The organism is Tissierellales bacterium, from assembly GCA_025210965.1.
Lineage (GTDB): Bacteria > Bacillota > Clostridia > Tissierellales > JAOAQY01 > JAOAQY01.
In genome coordinates, this window is the sequence record JAOAQY010000042.1 from 1 (window position 1) to 7,055 (window position 7,055).

Annotated in this window: 6 protein-coding genes; 5 read left to right on the forward strand and 1 reads right to left on the reverse strand. The window is 27.5% G+C overall.

Annotated features, from left to right (window positions below):
• The 5 genes from N4A40_02935 to N4A40_02955 all read left to right on the forward strand — a co-directional run.
• Positions 1–227: hypothetical protein (locus tag N4A40_02935; GenBank protein ID MCT4660789.1), on the forward strand; the 227-nt coding region annotated here is incomplete at its 5' end.
• 41 nt (positions 228–268) lie between these two features.
• On the forward strand, positions 269–436 hold the full coding sequence (locus tag N4A40_02940) for a hypothetical protein (GenBank protein ID MCT4660790.1): 168 nt from the start codon (positions 269–271) through the stop codon (positions 434–436).
• Between the two features lie 258 nt (positions 437–694).
• Positions 695–3,256: a leucine-rich repeat domain-containing protein gene (locus tag N4A40_02945; protein MCT4660791.1), complete on the forward strand. Its 2,562-nt coding sequence runs from the start codon at positions 695–697 to the stop codon at positions 3,254–3,256.
• A gap of 589 nt (positions 3,257–3,845) precedes the next feature.
• On the forward strand, positions 3,846–4,379 hold the full coding sequence (locus N4A40_02950; GenBank protein ID MCT4660792.1) for a hypothetical protein: 534 nt from the start codon (positions 3,846–3,848) through the stop codon (positions 4,377–4,379).
• A 45-nt stretch (positions 4,380–4,424) separates the two neighbouring features.
• Positions 4,425–5,933 carry a hypothetical protein gene (locus tag N4A40_02955; protein ID MCT4660793.1) on the forward strand — a complete coding sequence of 503 codons (1,509 nt, stop codon included), beginning with the start codon at positions 4,425–4,427 and terminating at the stop codon, positions 5,931–5,933.
• A gap of 147 nt (positions 5,934–6,080) precedes the next feature.
• Here the strand turns inward: N4A40_02955 and N4A40_02960 are convergent, their stop codons facing one another.
• Positions 6,081–6,557 (reverse strand): hypothetical protein, encoded by a 477-nt coding sequence (locus N4A40_02960; GenBank protein MCT4660794.1) that lies wholly within the window; start codon positions 6,555–6,557, stop codon positions 6,081–6,083.
• Between the last annotated feature and the right edge of the window lie 498 nt (positions 6,558–7,055).

Consider the following 7,055-nt stretch of genomic DNA (forward strand, 5'->3'; position numbering starts at 1 on the left):
CATTGAATTCAAACCCTCTTTCTAAGTGGACGTATCAATCTATGCCCGAATTACAAGAACTTAGTTTGAAGTCTACTAGAATATATTCGCTGAAAAATTTTAAAAATTATTTTCCAAAGCTCATATACTTAAATTTAGATGACACACACTTAAAATCTTTAAAGCCACTTAGAAATCTTTTGTACATGAAGGAAACATCTTTAGAGGGGACGACGGTAGAGGAATAATTCAGTTAAAGACAAATTAAGTCTTGATATGAATTGAGTGCATGGTTAAACTTATATTTGATACAAGTACCATTTTAGGAGATGCTTTATTTTCATTAATTGCATTTTCAAACAGCGTAGGAGTAGATGCTGAGGATGCATTGAAGTTGGCTCTTGAAAAATATGAAAAAAGATTTTTTCAAAAGGGAAGTATAGGGTCAGAGGAATAGTTAAAGTTATAGCAGATATAATTGTTTGGATTTTAAATGATAAAATTGAACGATTATATCTGCTATTTTAGTATTATTTGTCTTTGCGACAAGATTTTATGAAAAAATATTTACTCTATAATAAAATCATAACACTGGGGCGTTAATTTTTAAAGGCTTAGACTGTATATAATTATGTAAATTATTAACGAAATACAAAAATAGTTGTATAATAAAAAATGAGATATCTAAATTTTACATACTGATGGAGGCGTTTATATGAAATACAGGAAAATAGCAATGGTTTTAATAGCACTAGGCATATTTAGTTCTAATTTTGGATTATCGCTAGATATATCCAAAGCTACAGAGAGTCAAGAAATATTCATAGAAATTAATGAGGGTGTAGTAGAATTTAAAGACCCAGTAATCGAACTGGCCGTGAGGTCAGAACTTAGTTTAGATGATAGAGAGGATATAAAAGAAATTGATTTATCTAGAATAAATAGATTGCTTATAGTTAATGGATTAACCTCACTTGAGGGAGTAGAAAGAATGACGAATCTAAAAAAAATAGCATTGAATTGTTCTAAAGTAAAAGATTTATCTCCATTAAAGAACTTAAATTTGAATGGAATTTATTTAGACAATCTAAATGTGGATGAATCAGAATTTTCATTTTTGGAAAATCAAAAGAATCTTTGTAGCCTTTCGCTTAATAACTGTAATTTGTCTAAAATTCCACCCATATCATCATTAGAAGAATTAAAATATTTGAGCCTTAATGATAGTAAAATAAGTGATATAAAAACATTATCAAAGCTGAATAAACTAATTGACTTAGAACTTAACAACAACAATATAAATGATATAGAAACGCTATCAAATTTCACAGAACTTAAGTACTTAGATTTAGGCAATAACAATATCAGTGATATAGCAGCGATTGAAGATTTATCAAATATAGAAAGCTTGAATTTATCTAATAATGATATTAAGGATATCTCGGCTATAAAGAATAATAAAAATTTGAGCATACTGCATATTGGTCATAATCCAATTGAAGATATTTCTACTATTAGCAAAATGAATTTGCTAAAGGATGTAGATATTGGATATACAAATATAGATAATATAAATGTTTTATCAAATTTGTACAAATTAGAAAGAATAGATTGTTCTGGTTTAAAGAATGTAAAAAGTGTAAGGGGCTTAATATTTTTGCCAAATGTGAAGAGCTTATATATGAGTGATAATCCGCAGCTAGATTTTTCTACAATAAGTATTCCCAAATTTAAAGATACTATTAAATATTTATCGATTGATAACTCTGATTTGAAGAATTTAAACTTTATGAGCGGTTTAAATCCAAACTATTTATCAATAAAAAACAACAAAATAGAATCACTAGAAGGACTTAAAAATTGCTCAAGACTATTTAAGATAGTCGCAGATGAAAATGAAATAAAATCGCTTAAAGGATGCGAGAGCTTAGACGAATTAGTATCAATATTTATTGAAGGAAACGACATAACTTTATCAGATGAGGATAATAGAGTAATTAGCAGTCTACCAGAACTAGAAATACTAGATGTCTCAAAAAATCTAATTGAAGATATCAAGATTGGCAAAACAGAGTCTTTAAAGAAATTGATCATATCAAACAATAAAATTACAAATATTGAAAATTTAAAAGCAAATCTGCCAAATCTAGAATACTTGGAATTTAACAATATGACACTAGATAATCTAGAGTTTTTAAATGGCTGTGAAAACGTAATAAAAATAGTTATGAACAATACAAAAGTTTTAAATCAAGAGAATCTAAAATCTCTGCATTTACCTAGTTTAGAATGGCTTGAAATTAATGGTTCAGACTTAAAGGATTTATCATTTTTAGGGAGTATTTCAAACAAAGATATGCATACAGTAGATATAAGTAATACAAATATAGATTTTTCATCAATACCAAAAGACCTTGATATATTCGACTTTAAAGCAAATAATTGTGGACTTAAAGATTTAAATACGATACCGAATTTGAACATAATTGGTAAGTTAACGGCACAGTCAAATGAAATGGAGATATTGGATTTAAAAAATATGAATCCATATGTCTATGAGTTAGATTTCAGTCATAACAAAATAAAAGAAGTGAAAAATATTCCAGAGTTCAAAAAATTAGAAAAATTTGAAATGGAAGACAATGAAGTTGATGAAAGCATTGTAAATTTGGCTAATTTTACAAAAATAGTAGATGAACCACAAAAACATCAAAATGATTTAGAAATATCAAACTTGATACCAGAGGGATGGAACATATTCGCTAAATATGGAGAAAATTTTATTATAGATGGGGATTTGAATAAAGACGGGATAGAAGATAAAGCTTTTGTAATTGAAAACGATGAATTAGAGGGTGAAGCATCTAAGCGGAATTTAATTATTGCATTTGGCAGAAATGATGGCGGATATGACTTTTCAGTTAGAGCAAAGCAAGCTATTTTAAATGAAGAGGATGGTGGCACGTTTGGAGATCCTTTTGAGGGAATAGAAATTGATAGAGGCTCGATTTTATTAAAATTCATGGGAGGGTCGTCAAGATGGAGCAAGAGTTTTAGATTTAGATATCAGGATGAAGGTTGGTACTTGATAGGATATACAAAAGGGGCGTATGAATCACTAGGAGAAGAGATGGTATGTCTCAAAAAAGATTATAATCTACTAACAGGAGATTATATAGAAGATATAGTGGAAGATGGGAAAGTAAAAAACATAAAGAAAAATATAGGCACTAAGCCACTTATAAATCTTGATGATTTCAAAGTAGCTGAATACTAGAATGAAAAGAGCGAATACGGTGAATTTGGTTATTTCGAATATTCATTGTTTTTTGCATCAGAAATTTTTGAGAGAAATATGCAAACTGCATACATATAGGATACTGAAGATGCGGCTGTAAAGCTCTTTGTGAATAAATAAGTAAGACCTGCAATCAAAAAATATATGACTATTTTAAAATTGATTAATTTAATAAGCTTTGTTGATAAATCAGTATTAAATTTCATGTAGAGACTCCTTAGATTATTTAATTGGTGATTATAAAAATCATATCATGAATTATAAGAGTTGTTAAGTAAAAATCGAAATAAAATGTAATATGATGTTTATGTATTAGAATATCTTTTAAATTATATTTAAAGTCTTGGTGAAAAAGTGTATTCATGAATAAATGAAACGTAAAATAATTTTTGAATAGTGGGGCAATTGTTAATAGTAATATATGTGAAAAGTAACTAAAATTACTTTTCATAAAAGTTTACTCAATATATTTTGTAAACGATTTGTAAGTGGTTTGTCATTTGATAATCCTAAGTAGAGCGTATAATGACTTAGTAGAGAAAAATCGTGAAGAGTTGGAGGGATTATCGTGACAAAGTACAAAAAATTCTTATTGATAATGGGATTTGCGATGCTTTTTAGTGCGAGTAATTTTAGTAGTAATACGTGTTTGGCAGCTGATATTAATCAGCCAGAAAAGAAAGCAAATATTTTAGTAACCAGCACAAATATAGATATGAGTTCTAAAGTTGTAGACAGTAATCTTGAACGTGCAATCCGAGAATCATTAAATAAAATTGAAGGACCATTATATCAAGACGATTTAGATAGTATAAAATTCATAGGAGTTTTGAATGATGGAATTATAAATGATTTAAGCGGGCTAGAGTATCTTAGGAACTTAGAGGAGATAAGAGTGCTACACATAAATGGCGTAAAAGATTTATCGCCATTAGCAAATTTGAAATCATTAGAGTATCTGACTTTAGAATTTGGAGATATAGAAGATCTAAGTCCACTTTCAAAATTGGAAAATCTAAAGGAACTGAATTTGATTGGAAATAATGTGAAAGATATAGAGCCGATATCAAATCTAAAAAATTTAGATAGTATTGATTTATAATTCAATGAAATAGAAGATATATCAGCGCTTTCAGGTAGTGAAAATTTGATTAAGCTAAATGTATCTCAAAATAACATCAAAGATATTTCAGGAATAAAACACCTAAATTCGCTAGAATGTTTGACTGCAGATAATAATCAAATTGGAAACATAGAAAGTCTAACTAATCTAAAAAAACTAAGAATAGTAAATCTTTCTAACAATGACATAACAAATATAGATACCGTGAAAAATTGGATTAAAATTCAATATCTAAATTTAGCTAATAACAATATTGAGAACATAGATAGTTTAAATAGATTAAGCGAACTGTCAGAGATTTATTTAGATAACAATAATATAGAAGATGCATCATATTTGCCTGAGAATAAAGAATCATTTTTGCTAAATATGTCCAACAATCCTATAGTCAAATTGCCGGCAAGAATGAATTTTAAAGTGATTAATCTAGAAAATTGTAATTTAAAGAATATGGATTTGGTCAAGAACTCACCAAATTTAGAGCATTTATGTCTAAGAGGAAATAAAATAGCTACAATTAGCACTTTAAATTCAGACAACAATATACTTAGTATGGATTTGTCAAAAAATGAGATAGCGGATATAAAAAATATTAAGAACTATCCAAATATAGAAGAACTAGATTTGTCTAGTAATAAGATATCAGATATAACTCCATTAAATCATTTTTACAGCAAAGAGAGTTTTTGTAAATTAAATTTGAGCTATAATAATATAGTTGATATAGATGGACTAGAAGGTATAATCAGTATCACAGAGCTAAATTTGTCAGGTAATCTATTAAATGATGATGTAGATTTTTCAAAGATAAATGCAAAAATTTTAGAACTAGGAGAGAATGATTTCACTAAAGTTGTTGGGATAGACAAAATGAAGAGATTAGAAAGGCTTTCTATTAATAAGAATAAATCAAAATTGAGTTTTAAATCTTTAAAAAATTTAAGAAATCTTAGTTCGTTGGATATTTCATTTAATTCAATTTGTGATATCGAATATGCAAAATTAGATAATTTATATTCACTGAAGGCAGACGGAATTGAATTAGAGCATCCTTCTAAACTAGCTGTTATCGCACCGAATTTGAAAGTGCTTAGCTATAATGAAAATAGTCTTAAAAATATTTCAGAACTATCAAATTTTGAACACTTGGAGCAACTTTCATTAAATGCTGTAAAATACGAAAATACATCTGAGTTTGATGTACTTTCTAATATTAAAAATTTGCGAATAATTTCTCTAAATGAAAATCATTTAAGTGGAATAGATTTTCTTAAAAACTTAGTACAAGTAGAATGTGTATTATTAGATTCAAATGATATAGAGAGAATAGAGAATTTGGTAAATCTGAGAAACATCAAAGTATTAAATTTAGCAAACAATCCAATAGTAGATGCTGTGAAATTAAATGAAATGGACTTGAAGACGCTTTACTTGGGAGAAAAGGCATATAATAAATATCCAGAAGTCAAAAACGCTCGTCTTATGATGAATAAAGCTGATTTTTATCAAAGTTATGCAAGTATTGCGTTTTGATGAAGTTTTGGCTGGATTTATTTTGAGTTTGCTAAAATATTTGAAACAGTCTTGAAAAATCAAGGCTGTTTTTTTAATGAAAAAAGATAAAAGAGGTAGAACTTTTGAAAAGAATATTTACACCAAATACTTGGCAGACTCGAAGTATCAGTTGTTTTCGTAACGTTCATTAAAATCCTCTAAAGATTCAATGGGAATATCTGATTTTTCCAAGAGAAAATAATTTTTTGGGTAAAAGAATTCAACTTTAGAATGATGAATGCCCGGTATTATTCGAGCAACTACAGCAGTACCATTTTTTATAATTTCACTTTCTTCCTCATAAGAAAGTACTAATATAGGGTAAAAAATTGTTGAAATTATAAATGCTACTAGTAATGTTATAGTGAAAACAATGGAATAAAATATTTCATGACCTTTATCATCAAATGGAATAACATGGGTCAAAAATTTTAGAACAAGCAGGCAAAAAATGATAAAAAATATTACTAGATTAATATTAATCAACCAGCCTCTAAATACATATTTTGTAGATTTTAAAATTACTCCAGAAACTATAAATAACAAAAATTCTAGGATAAGGATAAATAATATTTTATTCAGTATATTTTTGGCAAGAGTCACGCAAAAAACCTCCTCGAAAGATTATTTACAAAATAAACTATTTTGACATCACCATAGTACCATATTTTTGTTAAATTTAAAACAATGTAAGAAAATTTACATAATTAATTTCAAATGATGCTATGAATACCAGTAATTAGGATATTTAAGATTTTGCTGTAAAGCTTTTAGCGAATAAAAATATATGACCATTTTAAAATTGATCTTTTGTCCGTTTTGTTGATAAAGCAGTATTATTTTCCATAAAAATTCACTTAATATATTTTGTAAACGATTTGTAAATGATTTGTCACTAGTTAATCCTAAGTAGAGCGTATAATGATTTAGTAGAGAAAAATCATGAGAATGGAAGCCTATTAATTTTATAATTTAACTATATTATACTAGGAGATGGTAATGTGTTATGTATTAAAAAAATATTGGTATTTGGATTAATGTTATTTATGGGAATCAACAGTATGGGAGGCATTGCAATTGCAGAGGATGTAAATGCAAAAA